Raw genomic sequence first — 862 nt, 5'->3', positions numbered from 1 at the left:
AAACTCCGCCAGCATCGGCTCCATCAACGCCGAGTGGAAGGCATGACTCACCCGCAGCCGCGACACCCGACAGCCCCGCTCGCCTGCAACCGCCATCACCTGCTCAACGGCATCCTCGTCACCAGAGACCACCACAGCCGTCGGACCGTTGACCGCCGCGATCCCCACCCGCGAACCATCCGGCAAACCGCCCAGAATCTCCGTAACCTCGGCCTCGCCGGCCTCGATGGCTGCCATCGCGCCACCCTCCGGCAGCGCCTGCATCAACCGCGCACGCCCCGCCACCAACCGCGCAGCATCCTCCACACCAAACACACCCGCCACATACGCAGCAACGAACTCACCAACCGAATGCCCCAACACCACATCCGGACTCACACCCCAGGAACGCAGCAACTCCACCAACGCAACCTGCACCGCAAACAACCCCGTCTGCGCATACCCCGTACGGTCCAGCAGCCCAGCCTCGCCGGAGCCCTCCGCCGCGAACAGCACGTCCCGCACCGGCACACCAAACCCCACAACACCCTCAAGAGCCCCATCCAGATGGCCGCAGACCTCATCCAACGCCCGGGCGAAGACAGGGAACTGGTCATACAAGTCATGGCCCATACCGATCCGCTGGCTGCCCTGCCCGGTGAACATCCAGCCGGTACGGCCCTCGGCCACCATCCCGGATATCACTCCATGGCCACCGGCCAAACCGGCCAGCAACGTCTCACGGTCTCCGCCCAGGACCACCGCACGGTGCTCCAGCACAGCCCGCCCCGTCGCCAACGACACACCCACATCCACCGGCGAGCACTCAGGCCTCCCCTCAAGGAAAGCCACCAGCCGCTCAGCCTGCGCCTCAAGCGCCCCC

Annotated in this window: 1 protein-coding gene and 1 pseudogene; both read right to left on the bottom strand. The window is 66.8% G+C overall.

Going from position 1 to position 862, the window contains the following annotated elements; genetic code table 11:
- The coding region (locus JK363_RS41410; RefSeq protein WP_307822126.1) for an acyltransferase domain-containing protein at positions 1 to 672 on the bottom strand (672 nt) is incomplete at its 3' end.
- A gap of 45 nt (positions 673 to 717) precedes the next feature.
- Positions 718 to 862 (bottom strand): annotated as a pseudogene (locus JK363_RS44980) (CurL C-terminal domain-containing protein); the annotation flags it as partial.

The sequence above is a fragment of the Streptomyces coffeae genome, assembly GCF_016741875.1.
GTDB classification, from domain to species: domain Bacteria; phylum Actinomycetota; class Actinomycetes; order Streptomycetales; family Streptomycetaceae; genus Streptomyces; species Streptomyces coffeae.
The sequence above is the reverse complement of the archived record's forward strand: the minus strand, read 5'-3'. Positions and strand labels throughout refer to the sequence as shown.